The following is a 255-nucleotide window of genomic DNA, read 5'->3' on the forward strand; positions in this document are numbered from 1 at the left end:
CGTACTCCGTCCATCTGTGGTAATAGTAAAGCTGAAAGTTCTGCCACTCGAGTTCGGGTTCCAGTTCAGTAAAGTGCTTTTCGGGTTCGGGTGTCCTGCCTCGTCCTTCTTCCGTTTCAGGCCCGTGCCTGCCGTGCACGATGGGGTCGCCCAGCACCCTGTCCAAAGCCCCCAGGAGCGCCCAGGGGACACGGTGCGGTTCAACCTGCTCGCGCTCGGCCACGATGTTGCTGCCTTTCTCCAGAACGGGAACCG

General features: G+C 60.4%; 1 protein-coding gene. It reads right to left on the reverse strand.

Features of this window, described 5'->3' with window-relative positions:
- Window positions 1-255, reverse strand: a 255-nt coding sequence (locus IT084_RS17930; RefSeq protein ID WP_195714207.1) for a hypothetical protein, incomplete at both ends; no start/stop codon positions are given.

Source organism: Desulfallas sp. Bu1-1 (assembly GCF_015594625.1).
Taxonomy (GTDB): Bacteria; Bacillota; Desulfotomaculia; order Desulfotomaculales; family Desulfallaceae; genus JADNRQ01.